At 54.3% G+C, this 14028-nt stretch carries 11 protein-coding genes; 9 read left to right on the top strand and 2 right to left on the bottom strand.

What is annotated here, in order from left to right; all coding sequences use genetic code 11:
* The first annotated feature begins 64 nt into the window (after positions 1–64).
* The 3 genes from RDL66_RS01220 (at position 65) to RDL66_RS01210 (ending at position 4619) form a co-directional block, all read left to right on the top strand.
* Positions 65–2809, top strand: coding sequence for an AAA family ATPase (locus tag RDL66_RS01220; protein ID WP_308534641.1), 2745 nt, complete (start codon positions 65–67; stop codon positions 2807–2809).
* 184 nt (positions 2810–2993) lie between these two features.
* Positions 2994–3644: a TetR/AcrR family transcriptional regulator gene (locus RDL66_RS01215; RefSeq protein ID WP_308534639.1), complete on the top strand. Its 651-nt coding sequence runs from the start codon at positions 2994–2996 to the stop codon at positions 3642–3644.
* 24 nt (positions 3645–3668) lie between these two features.
* Positions 3669–4619 (top strand): serine hydrolase domain-containing protein, encoded by a 951-nt coding sequence (locus tag RDL66_RS01210; protein ID WP_308534637.1) that lies wholly within the window; start codon positions 3669–3671, stop codon positions 4617–4619.
* Positions 4620–4651: 32 nt separating this feature from the next.
* On the opposite strand, the gene RDL66_RS01205 is transcribed toward RDL66_RS01210, so the two are convergent.
* Positions 4652–5353: an RNA methyltransferase gene (locus tag RDL66_RS01205; RefSeq protein ID WP_308534635.1), complete on the bottom strand. Its 702-nt coding sequence runs from the start codon at positions 5351–5353 to the stop codon at positions 4652–4654.
* Positions 5354–5376: 23 nt separating this feature from the next.
* Between RDL66_RS01205 and pyrE the strand changes: the two genes are divergently transcribed.
* Together pyrE and fbaA are read left to right on the top strand one after the other, a co-directional pair.
* A complete protein-coding gene (gene pyrE / locus RDL66_RS01200; protein WP_299295548.1) occupies positions 5377–5946 on the top strand; it encodes an orotate phosphoribosyltransferase in 570 nt (189 codons plus the stop codon).
* A gap of 196 nt (positions 5947–6142) precedes the next feature.
* Positions 6143–7168, top strand: coding sequence for a class II fructose-bisphosphate aldolase (gene fbaA / locus RDL66_RS01195; RefSeq protein WP_296180849.1), 1026 nt, complete (start codon positions 6143–6145; stop codon positions 7166–7168).
* A 106-nt stretch (positions 7169–7274) separates the two neighbouring features.
* Here fbaA and RDL66_RS01190 read toward each other — a convergent pair whose 3' ends face one another.
* Positions 7275–8603, bottom strand: coding sequence for an ROK family protein (locus RDL66_RS01190; RefSeq protein ID WP_308534633.1), 1329 nt, complete (start codon positions 8601–8603; stop codon positions 7275–7277).
* A gap of 335 nt (positions 8604–8938) precedes the next feature.
* On the opposite strand from RDL66_RS01190, the gene RDL66_RS01185 reads away from it, so the two are divergent.
* From RDL66_RS01185 to RDL66_RS01170, 4 genes are read left to right on the top strand one after another with little or no spacing between them, the layout of a single operon-like run.
* Entirely contained in the window at positions 8939–10339 is a 1401-nt protein-coding gene (locus tag RDL66_RS01185) for a xylulokinase (protein ID WP_374042888.1), read from the top strand.
* Positions 10340–10344: 5 nt separating this feature from the next.
* On the top strand, positions 10345–11421 hold the full coding sequence (locus RDL66_RS01180; RefSeq protein ID WP_299295539.1) for an ABC transporter permease: 1077 nt from the start codon (positions 10345–10347) through the stop codon (positions 11419–11421).
* A gap of 2 nt (positions 11422–11423) precedes the next feature.
* A complete protein-coding gene (locus tag RDL66_RS01175; protein WP_308534631.1) occupies positions 11424–12425 on the top strand; it encodes a substrate-binding domain-containing protein in 1002 nt (333 codons plus the stop codon).
* A 49-nt stretch (positions 12426–12474) separates the two neighbouring features.
* Positions 12475–14007, top strand: coding sequence for a sugar ABC transporter ATP-binding protein (locus RDL66_RS01170; RefSeq protein ID WP_308534630.1), 1533 nt, complete (start codon positions 12475–12477; stop codon positions 14005–14007).
* The last annotated feature ends 21 nt before the right edge of the window (positions 14008–14028 follow it).

Raw genomic sequence — 14028 nt, 5'->3', positions numbered from 1 at the left:
CGGAATGCGCCGCCCGCAAATACTGTTTATTTAAGTGCCGAAAAGGCGAAAGGGAATGATAATTATGGACCAAAAATTTACGACCAAGTCTCAGGAGGCTCTGGCAACGGCGCTGCGTACCGCGGGGGCGGCCGGCAATGCCATGCTGGAACCGATACACCTGTTGTCTGCGTTACTGGAGGACCGCGAGGGGATTGCTTTCGAGGTGCTCAGCAGTGTGGCTGATGCTGACGCTATCGGCCGGGAAGTACGCCGTGAACTTGCGTCTTTGCCGGGAGCGTCCGGCGAATCCGTGGCGGAGCCCCAGCCCTCCCAGGCCATGTTAAAGGTCATCAGTGCGGCTGGTGCGAAAGCTGAGGAACGGGGCGACGAATACGTTTCTACCGAACATTTGCTGCTGGGGTTGGCTGACAATGAGGGCAAAGCCGGCAAGATTCTGCGCGACGCGGGAGCGAGCGACAAAAAACTGCGCCAAGCCATTCAAAAGGTTCGTGGAGACACCAAAGTGACCTCCCCGAATCCTGAAGCCACGTTTAAAGCGCTGGAAAAATACGGCGACGACCTGACTCAGCGGGCGATGGACGGCAAACTTGACCCGGTCATTGGGCGCGACGCCGAAATTCGGCGCGTTATCCAGGTACTGAGCCGGCGCACTAAGAACAACCCGGTGCTCATCGGGGAACCCGGCGTGGGCAAAACCGCCGTGGTGGAGGGCTTAGCGCAGCGTATCGTGGCGGGAGACGTGCCGGATTCCTTGAAGCACAAGCACCTCATCGCTCTCGATTTGGCGGCGATGGTGGCGGGGGCGCAATACCGCGGCCAGTTTGAGGAACGCCTTAAGGCGGTGCTGGAAGAAATCAAGAACGCCGAGGGTGAAGTCGTGACTTTCATTGACGAGCTTCACACCGTGGTCGGGGCGGGAGCCAGCGGAGGGTCGATGGACGCCTCGAATATGCTCAAACCCATGTTGGCGCGCGGCGAGTTGCGCCTCGTGGGGGCCACAACTTTGGACGAATACCGCGAACACATCGAAAAGGATCCGGCTTTGGAACGCCGGTTCCAAACCGTGTTCGTGGGTGAGCCCAGCGTGGAGGACACCGTCGCGATTTTGCGCGGCATTGCCCCGAAGTATGAGGCCCATCACAAGGTGACTATCTCGGACGGGGCTTTGGTGGCGGCCGCGCAGCTCTCCAATCGCTATATTTCTGGGCGTCAGCTGCCCGATAAGGCTATCGACTTGATTGACGAGGCGGCATCGAGGTTGCGGATGGAGCTGGATTCCTCCCCGGAGGAAATCGATTCTCTGCGCCGCGAAGTCGAGCGGGTCAATATGGAGCTGTCCTATCTGAATGCCTCCGACCCGGATCGGACAGACCCGGCGACCGAGGGGCGGGTGGCTCAATTGCAGGCCAGCCTGGACGAAAAGCAGGCTCATCTGAACCGTCTGAACCGGCGGTGGGAAGCTGAAAAGGCCGGTCATAACCGGGTCGGCGAACTGCGCGTGAAGTTGGACGAACTGAATACGGCTTTGGAACAAGCCATGCGCGAGGGCCGTTGGGAGGACGCAGGACGTCTGCAAAACGGCGAAATTCCAGCGATTCAAGCCCAGATTGCGGCCGCGGAAGGCGACTCGGCGAGCGGGGGCTCGGCGGGGCAATCGTCTGCAGATTCCGCAGATTCTGGAACGGACAGTACAAAATCTGGTTCTGCGGGCGCCAGCGAGGCTGAGGACGGTCCTATGATTGCCGAGAAAGTCGATGCTGCTGAAATCGCGGAAGTGGTCTCGGCTTGGACCGGGATTCCGGTCGGCAAGCTGCTCCGGGGAGAATCCGAAAAGCTGTTGCACATGGAAGAATACTTGGGGAAGCGTCTCATCGGGCAAAAGGCCGCGGTGAGGGCGGTGGCGAACGCGGTGCGCCGGGCGCGCGCCGGAGTGTCCGACCCGAATCGCCCCACGGGCTCTTTCCTGTTCCTCGGTCCTACCGGGGTGGGCAAGACCGAGCTGGCCAAGGCTCTGGCCGATTTCCTGTTTGACGACGAAAAGGCTTTGACCCGCATTGATATGAGTGAATACGGCGAGAAGCACTCGGTTGCACGCTTGATTGGAGCCCCTCCGGGCTATGTCGGTTACGAGGAAGGCGGCCAGCTGACCGAAGCAGTGCGGCGGCGTCCCTACGGGGTGGTGCTGCTCGATGAGGTCGAAAAGGCGCACCCGGATGTTTACGACATTTTGTTGCAGGTCTTGGACGACGGCCGTTTGACTGACGGCCAGGGCCGCACGGTCGATTTCCGAAACGTAATCCTGGTGCTGACTTCGAATCTGGGGTCCCAGTTCCTGATTGACCGCACGGCTGACCCAGCCGAGGCGCGCCGTCAGGTCTTGGACTTGGTGCGTGCCGCCTTCAAGCCGGAGTTCTTAAACCGTTTGGACGAAACCATCATGTTTGAGGCTCTGTCTACCGAGGATTTGGAACAGATTGTCGACATTCAGATTCACCAGCTGACCACGCGCTTGGCGGAAACGCAGCTGACTCTCGAAGTCACCGAGGCCGCGCGTTCTTGGCTGGCGGTTACCGGCTATGACCCGACTTACGGAGCGCGCCCGCTGCGCCGCCTGATACAGCGTGAAATCGGCGACCAGCTGGCTGAAAAGCTGCTGGCGGGAGACATCACGCCCGGTTCGACGGTGGTCGTGGATATGCCCGACTTCAGTCCTACTGATCTAATAAAATCTGGGGACCTGAGCGAATTGACAGGACCAATGTCAGATCAGTATCGGTTGGAGTTGCGGGTGAAAAACCCCCAATAATTCCATAAATTACCTGTTCAAGGCGGTACGGAAGTGTTTTCGTGCCGCCTTGACGTGTTTTTTCCCAAAGAAGGCGTCTCAAAATGTGGAAGTTTACCGAGTGGTAAGTTACGATTGAGTGTGTGTTTCCTGGTGTTTTGCTGGGAATAGCTCTTTTAAGTGTTGGTTTCCAGCGGGAGAGGTTATGGTTGCGGAAAGACGGGAGCGCGGCCCCTATCAATCTGGCTTAGCGAGGCGGGAAGCAATCCTGGACGCAGCTGTTGATTTACTCGCTGAAGTCGGCTATCACGGTATGTCTCTGCGTGACGTCGCGCGTCACGTGGGAATCTCACATCCGGGGGTTATCTATCACTTCCCCTCCAAAGAAGTCCTGTTAATGAGCGTGGTACAGCGCTACGAAACACAGCTAGGTTTTGACCTGGACAACCTAGAGAGGCTGGACGCGCTGCCCGTATTGGATACCCTTTTAGAGGTCGCCTCACGACTGAACGAAAATCCCATGATTATCGAAGTGGAATGCATGATGATGGTGGAGGCCTCATCTGAGACTCACCCCGCGCACGATCACTATATGCGCCGCTCCGAACGTTTGCTCACCCTCTTAAAGCGGGTTTGGTCCCGTCTGCAGCAGGATGGCAAAGTCGCCGCCACCGAGGATCCGACGCATTTAGCTGAAATCCAGGCAGCCGTATATAACGGAATCTTGATTCACTGGCTTTATGACCGGGAATTCAACGCCGCCTCGGAACTGGCGCATTATTTCCTCTCGATGTTCCTGCCCGAGTATCGTGAGGAACTGTTGCTGCACTACCGGGAGTCCGGCTGGATTCAATAATTTGTACCGATTGGTAAAAAACTGATGAGTTTAGCATTCGGCTCCCTCGAGGCGGCGCATCTGCCCGCGCGCTGGGGCTTTAACTTTCCTTATGCCCTAGCGGTTTTGTCGCGTCAATCCAACGGTAATGTCTACGTGTGGACGACCGCTTCCGACCCCGGGGGCCTCAACCAATCTTTTCCTTGGATGTCGGTCACCAAGTTCTTGGTGGCGATTGGATTTTGGCGCCAATCTCTAGCCACGCCCGCGCTGTCTCTACATACCTCGGTCGGCTCCCCGGCGGCTCCGGGAGTCAAGCTGGTGGACTTGCTCTCGCACTGTTCCGGTCTGCCTTTCGACGCTCCGGTGACCTCACCTGACCAGTCTCGCCTGGGGGTAAAGTTCGGAATAGCTCGCCCTGATGCGCGCGCGATTGCGCCGTTTACTAAGCGAATCTACTCGAACTACAACTTTGAGTTGGCCGGGTCGATAGCGGAAAAGGTCGTGGGCAAACCGTGGACGGACTGGGTGCAGGAAACGGTCTTGGAACCCCTTGGAATGAACGGTACAGTTTTATCGCACTCCCCGGCGTGGGGCGCGGTGGGCCCGGTGAGCGACTTGGCGCGCCTGGCGGGCGAACTGCTAAGCCCCGAAACCGGGGTTCTCGGCTTTACCGAGCGCGACCTCGATGGATTCTGTGCCCCGCAGCATCCCGGGCTGCGCGGACTGCTGCCGGGATACGGGCCGCAAAAGGACAACCTCTGGGCAACCGGGGTGGAACTGCACGGCGTGAAGTCGCCCCACTATCTGCCGGCATCTTTCCCCCCGGAAGTCATCGGGCACTTCGGCCAGTCCGGGTCGTTCATCTGGGTGGATCGCGCGGCCGGGACAGCCGGGGCATTCCTGGGCGCGCAAAAGTTTGGTCCCGTCCACAAGGCACTGTGGCCCGACTTAAACGCTCAGATTCGTGAGCTGGCTCTCTTGGCGCAGCAGTGACGTGCGGGCTTTTCGGGTTGCGTCCTGGCGGGTTACGAGCTTGCGAGGCTGGCCGGGCGCGGCGGATAGGTGCGCCGCCAAGCCCAGATGCTGATGGCGGCCGCGTGGCCCACATTCAGTGACCGGGTGGAACCATACTGCGTAATCTGTACTAATCGTTCCAAAACGTTTTGCATGTCGGGGGTCAGCCCCTGCGACTCTTCGCCGAAAACCATCAGGGTGCGCGGTGGCAGCGTGACGGTTTCCAGCGGCTCGGCGTCGGGGAAATTATCCATCCCCACTATCGTGAGTTCCTGCTGGGCGGCGTATGCCACCAGGTCCCGTACCTCCGGGTGGTAGTGCAGGTGCAGGTAGCGGTCAGTAACCATAGCTCCGCGCCGATTGAAACGCCGCCTGCCCACGATATGCACGTGGCGCACTCCCAGACCGTTCGCGGTGCGGATGATGGAACCGGTATTGAAATCGTGACCGACGTTCTCAATCGCGATTTCCAGCGCGGGTTCCCCCGGTCCAGACTGTAACAATCGGTCCAAATCTTCGCTGATGGCCTCCAGTCTCCAATAGCGGTAACGGTCAGGCACATTGCGAGCATCGCCGTCCCGCAGTAACTCCGGGTCGTATTGGGGACCAACCGGCACGGGTCGATCAGCCGGCCAAGGCCCCACCCCCACCGTTCCAGGCGCTAAATCCACCGAATCTGCGGGACTATCCGCCGATATATTGCTTTCATCCACGCTTTACACTTTATGCTTAAAGCGTGAAAAAGAATGATCCGCAGCTAACAAAACTCGCTGAACTTGTTAAACAACTTTCCGTGGTCCACGGGAAAGTCACCCTGGCATCGGGCAAAGAATCTGACTTTTATGTCGATATGCGCCGCGCTACCCTGCACCACGAGGCCGCCCCGCTGATTGGTCACGTCATGCTGGATTTGCTGGAAGAAAATGGGTTCCCTGTTTCCGAAATCGACGCCGTGGGCGGGTTGACGATGGGTGCCGACCCGGTTGCCACGGCGATGCTGCACGCGGCGGCGGCCCGAGGCTTGAGCCTCGATGCTTTCGTGGTGCGTAAAGAAGCGAAAGACCACGGGATGAAACGCCAGATTGAAGGCCCGGAGGTGGCGGGTAAACGTGTCGTCGTCCTGGAGGACACCTCGACCACCGGCGGTTCCCCCCTGCAAGCTGCCCAAGCCTTGAAAGCCGCAGGCGCCGAAATCGTCGCTGTGGCGGTGGTGGTCGACCGCGCTACCGGGGCGAAAGAAAAAATCGAAGCCGCCGGTTATCCCTACTTTGCGGCCCTGGGTCTAGCGGACTTGGGACTGGCGTAACCTTCCTTAGAGCCAACCCGCCCCGCCCACCGCGGCGCCGACACTCCTTGTGCCGGGTTCAAATCACTCTTGGCACCAAGCCGTGGCTTGGCAAAACCGGGCTGGGAAATCCGCGAAAGACGCGAAAACTGCGCCCAAAAGTGAAAGAATGGGACACGTCATCAGACAAACCGACGCTATATAAAAGGAGATAATTGTGGCTCTTGCAACCCCCGAAGTTTATAAGGAAATGCTCAAGCGCGCCAAGGAGAACAAGTTCGCCTACCCGGCTATCAACGTGACTTCCTCCCAGACGCTGACCGCTGCCCTGCGTGGTTTCGCCGAAGCCGAATCTGACGGCATCATTCAGGTGTCCGTGGGCGGTGCGGAATACTGGTCTGGCTCAACGATCAAGGATCGCGTGGCGGGTTCGCTGGCTATGGCGGCTTATGTTCGTGAAGTTGCTCAGAATTACCCGGTCAACGTGGCTATCCACACCGACCACTGCACCGAGGACAAGCTGGCCTCTTGGACCGAAGCGCTCATCGACCTGGAAATCGAGGAAGTGAAGGCCGGCCGCTTGCCGTTCTATCAGTCTCACATGTTTGACGGTTCTTCCATTCCTCTGGCAAAGAACCTCGAAGTTGCCAAGCGTCTGCTGCCCAAGGCGGCCGCGGCCAAGACCATCCTGGAGGTGGAAATCGGCGTCGTCGGCGGCGAGGAAGACGGCGTGGTTGGGGAAATCAACGAAAAGCTCTACACCACCACCGAGGACGGCATTAAGACTGTCGAGGCGCTGGGCTTGGGCGAAAACGGCCAGTACCTGACCGCTTTGACTTTCGGCAACGTCCACGGCGTGTACAAGCCGGGACACGTCAAGCTGCGTCCCGAACTCTTGGGCACCATTCAGGAGGAAGTCGGGGCGCACTTCAACGCCGGCAACCGCCCGTTCGACCTGGTGATGCACGGCGGCTCCGGCTCCTCAGCCGAAGAAATCGCCACCGCGGTAGCCAACGGCGTCATCAAGATGAACGTTGACACCGACACCCAGTACGCGTTCACTCGTCCGGTCGTGGACTTCATGATGAAGAACTACGAGGGCGTGCTGAAGGTTGACGGCGAAGTCGGCATTAAGAAGCAGTACGACCCGCGTGCTTGGGGCAAGGCGGCAGAAGCCGGGATGGCCGCGCGCGTCGTCGAGGCTTGCGAACGTCTGGGTTCTGTTGGCAAAAAGATGAAGTAACCCACATCTGTCTTACGGAGGGGAGCCCGCCCGGGTTCCCCTCCGTTTTCATGCTGATGAGAATTACGAGGAGAAACTTATACTCGATTTGGATTGTAGCTTTGCCTCAGTCGATGAAAGTTGTCGGTGTTTCATCAACCGGGAAATAAGATAGGGCAATATCGGTAGGACATTGCCAAGATTCTGGGGTGCTGAGGAAGTGCAGCAAAGAATTCCAAGCCGCACCCTGCAAAGAAGAACCTTCCTTAACGATTGATTCTTGTAAGTTGATTTCCATCCACTTAGAACACAGGGCGCGGCGGGTGAGTTCATCGCGAAGTGCGTCTTCGAAATAGGGAAGTAATTTTTTCAGCACTCCGCCCAAGACAATGGTGGTGACATCAACCAGGTTGATATAGGTGGCCAGAGCGCGTCCCAGATATATCCCACAAAGCCTTACCGCTTCGGTCGCTTGGGAATTTCCCTTGTGCAAGCTCGCAAATAGTTGTTCCCACGGCGAATTTGCTGGTAAGCCGGCTCGATCCAGAAGGTTTGCTTTGTCGATATATGCGTCTAAACATCCCACTGCTCCACAATCGCAGGGTCTATCTTCATCGCTGACTGCGATATGTGCAATTTCACCGGCCCATCCATGCAAGCCAGAGGAAACTTTTCCATCGAGTACCAAAGCAGAACCGATTGCGCTTTTTTGTGAAACAAAAATGAAGTCGCTGAGCTCCTGACCTGTTTTTTGCCGAGCTATACTCTCGGCTAACGCAGAAAGATTTGCTGTATTCTGGTAGTCAACCGGCACCTGAGTATTGAGCTTCGAGCGGAAGTTTTTCTCGAGATCAATGTTTCTCCACCCCAAATGAGGTGACATGTGCAAAATGCTGGTAGAGGACGAAATAATTCCCGAAAATCCACAGGTAATCCCGCACAGAGACAAACCAGAGCGTTGTATCTGGGTAGTTAACTCGTTCACCATAGATGCAAGTTTTCCAAGTGTGCTCTGAGGTGAGTAGGCGGGCACGTCAACTTGGTCAAATTGTTCAGCTATGATGTTTCCGCGCAAATCCATCACGCAGGCACAGATGTAATCTTGACCGACTTCGGCCCCAATGCTCCCGTGAGTACGTCTGGCGGGAGTCAGCATAATGGAAGGTCTGCCAGAAGGCCCGATTCGGGTAGAGCCTTCCTTAATTATGCCGAAGTCGATGAGACGTTCAATGAGCCTGGTTACAGTTGAGCGGTTGAGTCCTGTCTCAGTTGCAAGGTCGGCTCGAGACATGACTTCAGAGCCGGTAACGATGCGATAGGCCAGCAGTTGCAGATTGTGATTACGCAAGGATTCAGCCCGCATTCCGGGGACTTCGTGATCCGCGGACTGCAGGGATGTTCGTTTCGATTTGGCTGCTCTACTCAAGTTGACTCCCTTGTCATCTGTGACAATCATAACCCAAATTAGTCTTTATCCAGCCTGATTCAAAGAGTGTTAGTTGCTGAAAGCAACTTAACGGTCCAGATGGGGAGAATTTTTTCACAGTGTTCGTAAGCGAAATCGAAGGGTTTTCATAGAATAAACCCGAAGCTCTAGGAAAGTTGGGTAAATATCGTGTTTGGAAAAAGTTAAAAAGGCTCTTGACAGGATTTGCCAGAAGGTGCTAACGTGCATAGTGCAACAAAGGTAGCTCTGGGCGGAGATGCTCAGAGTCTAGTGACACGATGAGGTGGAACGTGAGTAACCGGTTGGTAGCAGGAGTAGATTCCTCGACACAGTCATGCAAAATCATGATTCGTGACGCTGACACTGGTGTACTGGTGCGTTCTGGAATGGCTTTTCATCGTACCGGAACCACAGTCAATCCTGCGGTTTGGGTACGTGCCTTCGATGAAGCGGTACAGCAGGCTGGAGGCTTAGAAGATATCTGCGCTATTTCAGTAGCGGGTCAGCAGCATGGCCTGGTTACTTTGGATGAAAACGGCGAAGTAGTTCGTGATGCCGTGCTATGGAACGATACCAGCGCGGGAGCTGACGCCAAGGATCTAATCACAGAGTTGGGGCGAGGCGATGATACTGCAGGACGGAAAGCCTGGGTGGCAAAGACGGGTTCGGTACCGGTTTCATCGCTCACCGTCAGTAAGTTGCGTCATTTCGCGGTGAACGAACCGGAAAATCTTTCCCGAACTCGTGCTATCGCCCTTCCTCATGACTACCTGACGTGGAAAATCACCAAGAGGAACAAAATTACGGATTTGGTGACTGACAGGTCAGATGCATCTGGAACCGGCTACTTTGACCCAGTGGAAAATGTCTACTTACCTGACATTTTGGAGTTAGCTGCAGGCAAATCCGGCGCAGATTTGGTTCTTCCGAAAGTTCTCGGTCCCCATACTCCTGTCGGGGAGTTTAGTGTGCAAGGTCATGAAATGCTTGTTGGTCCCGGAGCTGGGGACAACGCCGGAGCTGCTCTTGGTCTTGACCAGAAACCTGGTCATGTCATTATTTCTCTGGGTACCTCAGGTGTCGTCTCCTTAGTCTCGAAAAAACCCACCTTTGATGAACTTGGTGAAGTTACTGGTTTCGCTGATGCAACCGGCAATTATCTTCCGTTAGTGTGTACGCTCAACGCGTCTCGAGTGCTTGATACTACGGCGGCGGCCTTAGGCGTCAATTATGAGAGGTTTTCTGAATTTGCACTGAGCGCACCTCCAGGGTCTGAAGGTTTGGTAATGGTTCCCTATCTCACCGGCGAACGTACTCCGAATGCGCCGTTAGCTACCGGCTCTCTCTTGGGTATTCGAGGGGATAACTTGACCGCATCGAATATAGCTCGAGCTGCAGTTGAAGGGATGCTGTGCCTAGTGGGATACGGCCTCGAAATCTTCAAGAGATTAGGCGTGGAAGTCAACGCAGTTTCCCTAATTGGCGGTGGGGCAAAGTCTGAGGCAGTGAGGCGTATTGCTCCGTCTGTATTAGGGGTAAAGGTCACAATACCGGAAACCGGAGAATACGTGGCCGATGGCGCCGCACGTCAGGCCGCTTGGGTTCTCAACGGAGGAACTCGTCCCCCCGTCTGGTCACCTCGGTTAACCTCCTCATATACCGCGCAACCGCAACCTTTTATTATGGAACGCTATCAAGAAGTCAATGGCCTTTTCGCCGATACGACACAGTTAGAATTGGAGTAAGCGAGATGAAAAAATTTCGTCTACCGCAGGAGCTGGGAGTTGCCGGGGTGGTCCTGGCTGTGGGCATCATCATGGGTATCATCTCCCCGGCTTTTCGCACCTTAGATAACCTTGAAGTGCTATTCCTCAATGGTTCTGTGGTGTTGTTTTTGGCCTTGGGCCAAACTTTTGTACTGCTAACAGGTGGTATCGACCTTTCTGTGGGGTCTAACATCGCCTTGACCGGGGTCATCGCAGCAATGGCGATGCAATCCGGCGTTCCTTGGTGGGTAGCGGCTCTCATCGCCATACTTGTGGGTGTTGGTGTGGGACTGTTCAACGGGGCGATGGTGTATTGGGGCAAGATGCCGCCTTTTATCGTCACCTTCGCAACTTTTGGCATTTCGGCGTCGATTCCGAAGATTCTCACCGACGCGAAATCGGTTACCGTTTCAGACCCCATGTTTGCGATTTTTGGACGCGGGCGTCTATTTGGAATCCCGATACCTGTAGTTATGGTGTTGATTGCAGCTGTCCTTTGTGCGTTGTTCCTTCGACATACCGCCACTGGCGTACATATTTATGCAGTTGGTGGCAACCCGGCAACATCTCGGTTGGCTGGTATTAACGTTGCCAAGATTACTGTCTTGGTTTACGTAATCTCAGGTGTGACCGCAGCTTGTGGCGGCATCATCACCGCTTCGCGTCTGATGGTGGGGTATCCCACGGCAGGTTCTGGAACTGAACAGTTCTATTCAATCGCATCAGCTGTGGTCGGTGGGGTTTCACTTTTTGGCGGAGTCGGCTCAATTCCCGGTGCTTTTCTGGGAGCGCTGCTCATCGCCGAGGTCTCAAATGGCATGAATGTCATAGGAGTGTCTTCTTACTGGCAACCTTTGGTTATTGGCGTAATTATCTTGATTGGTGTACTGATTGACACAAATCGCCGAGGTTTTTCGATACGCCGTTTGCTTCAGCATTTTATGAAACCGAGTGGCTCCGCAACGACTCCAGATTCTCCTGCACAAGGAGACGAAATGCTTGAACACTCAACGAGTGTAAAAGATGATCAGAAAACACAACCCTCACTGAAAGAAGGATAGAAATGAAAAAAATTCTGGCAACTTTAGGCGTGGGAGCACTTGCCGCCTTCGCTTTATCTGCCTGCAGCAATGCGCTGGATACCGGGACTTCCGCAAGTTCCGAAAAGGACAATGGGGTAGCGTCTATTCCTGCAGCCTGCAAGGGAGACAATCCCTATTTGGCAGTACTTTTGCCCAACCAGACAAATCCCTACTATGTAGCCATGAAGGAAGGCTTCGAAGACGAAGGCTCCAAGAATGGCTTCAAAGTCGAAGTCCAAATTGCAAATGACGACGATGCTAATCAGCTGGCTCAAGCCCAAGCAATGCTAGGTAAGAATCCCTGCGCCTTGGCGCTGAACCCGGTTAAATCTGAACCGGCCGCGGCTATTGTCAAGGCCGCAAATGACAAGGGTGTACCGGTGTTTACCGTTAATATCTCGGCTGATCCCGATGCTTTGAAAGCGCAAGGGGCATCCGTGGTTCAGTACTTGGGAGCCGATAACGCAGCTGGTGGAGCTCAGATGGCTGAGCAGATTATGAAAGATCTGGGTGCCGACACCGCAATGGAAATTGGCTTTGTCACCGAACCTGATGAGGTCGTAGTGGTAGAACGTGATGAAGGCTTTAAGAAAGCTATTGCAAAGAACCCCAACGCCAAGGTAGTAGCAGAAGTCGATGGCAACGTGAAGCTCACAGACTCCTTGAATGTGACCTCTGAGATGCTGCAGGGGAATCCTGGAATCAGCGTAATCTTTGCGTCCACTGGTCCCGCTGCACAAGGCGCTGTAGAAGCGGTCAAAGCCTCTGGGAAGGATATTAAGGTGTACGGATTCTGTGCGTCTGAAATGCAGACAGACGATGCCTATCCTGCCTGTGTAGCTCAGGAGCCAGAAGACTACGGTCGTCGTACCGTACAGCAGATTAAGACTTATATAGGCGGAGATGAGGTGGAAGAAAACATTCTTCGGCCCCTGAAGTTGTTCACTAAGGGCCAAACACCCGCTCCCGGTGAAGTCGGCTAATTAATAACCAATCAGTAAACCTTCATCGAGAAGGAAGGAGACGCCTGCGATGATGGAAGTATTTGAAGCAAGAAATATTGCGAAATATTATTCTTCGGTGCCTGCTCTCGCAGGCGTCTCTATCAAAATTCATCCCGGTGAGATTGTTGGCTTGGTGGGTCACAATGGCGCTGGCAAATCTACCCTGTTGAAGGTCCTTTCGGGGGCTCACGGTGCAGATAGCGGACAAGTGCTGATCGACGGGACAGAAGTTAGCTTCACTTCACCAGCAGATGCCCTGGCAAAGGGTGTAGGAACCGTCTATCAAGAGCTGTCGTTATTGCCGAATCTGACGGTAGCGCAAAATGTTTTCTTGGGAAGGGAAAAGTCTGATTGGAAAGGGCTTAAAAAGGAAGAAATTCGCAGCCAGGCAAAAGAGCTGGTACAGCGTTTCGGTATCGACGTAAACGTGGATACGCCCCTGGGTCACTATGCCGTGGCGACGCGCCAACTTTTGGAGATTGCTGTCGCCACGTCTAAAAATATCAAGTACTTGCTTTTGGACGAGCCAACGACCTCCCTGGAAGGTGAACAGGTCGATTCCCTTTTGAAATATATTAAAAACTTGGCAGAACAATCTAATATCGGAGTGCTAATCGTCAACCATAAGCTCGATGAGTTATATCGCATTTGTGACAGAATTGTTGCTTTGGTTGACGGAAAAGTTCGTATTGATGGTAATGTAAATGAAGTTTCCCACGAAGACGTGGTGGTGGCTATTGCCGGGGAAGATGCATCGAGCCTTATTGACTCGGAGTCAAAGAGAGATAGCGTGTCTGAGCCTGCTTCAGACCTATCAGGAGTGCGGGGCAGTAGTGAACCGTTAGTACAGGTCAGGGAGCTTCGTTCCGCAGTATTAAAAGGCGTTAATCTAGATATTTACCCCGGAGAAGTGCTTGGTATTTATGGCCTCATTGGTTCAGGGAGAACTGAATTCCTCCGAGCGCTGGGCACATTACATCCAATAGAGAGTGGAAGTATTTCTATTCACGGTCAATCATTTCAAGGACATAAACCTATTGATTCATTAAAAGCAGGTTTGGTTTATGTTACTGAAGAAAGAAAAATGGACGGTATAGTTCCAAAACTATCACCAATCGTAAATACGTCATTACCGGTTACGAAAAAATTTAGTAAGTTTACTTGGCTGAGTTTGAAAAAAATGGATTCTGCGATGCAGAATATCCTCGCTAAGCTCCAAATTCGCGGTAATCTTCAAGGTCCTGTGGTCAGCCTTTCGGGTGGAAACCAACAGAAAGTTCTGCTGGGACGAGCTATTGCACTGAATCCTCAGTTACTGATGCTTGATGAACCCACCAAAGGCGTGGATATCGGCGCTAAGGGGGAGATACACCGCATATTCAAGGACATGGCGCATCAAGAGAATGTAGCGGTAGTGGTAGTTTCCTCTGAGGAAGACGAAATCCTCGAAGTCTCTGACCGGGTGTGCGTCTTTGCGCAGGGACGCAATATCTGCCAGCCTGAAGATGTCGCTAACTTTAGTGTCCAACGGTTGCGCAAACTGGCTTGGTTTAAAGACTAAAGGCTCCAGAAACTGCACGCA

The organism is uncultured Mobiluncus sp., assembly GCF_902488535.1.
Classification (GTDB): domain Bacteria; phylum Actinomycetota; class Actinomycetes; order Actinomycetales; family Actinomycetaceae; genus Mobiluncus.
The sequence above is the reverse complement of the archived record's forward strand: the minus strand, read 5'-3'. Positions and strand labels throughout refer to the sequence as shown.